This window comes from Erythrobacter sp. HI0063, from assembly GCF_001635685.1.
GTDB lineage: Bacteria > Pseudomonadota > Alphaproteobacteria > Sphingomonadales > Sphingomonadaceae > Qipengyuania.
Map to the genome: position 1 here is coordinate 1 of NZ_LWFF01000047.1, position 213 is coordinate 213.

At 61.5% G+C, this 213-nt stretch carries 1 protein-coding gene; it reads left to right on the plus strand.

The window, feature by feature from the left end; genetic code table 11:
- A partial coding sequence (locus tag A3736_RS01770; RefSeq protein ID WP_255362946.1) for an ABC transporter transmembrane domain-containing protein occupies nt 1–213 on the plus strand: 213 nt, incomplete at both ends.

Genomic DNA, 213 nt, shown 5'->3' on the forward strand with positions numbered 1-213 from the left:
GCCCAAGGAAATCTCCAGCCGCATGACCAGCGATACCGCGCTGATCGAACAGGTTGTGGGCACCACCGTCTCCGTGGCGCTGCGCAATCTGCTGATGGCGATCGGCGGTACGATCTATCTGTTCTATCTCGTCCCCGGCCTGACCGTCGGGCTCGTCCTCATCATTCCCGCCATCGTGGTGCCGATCACCTATTTCGGACGCCGCCTTCGCAA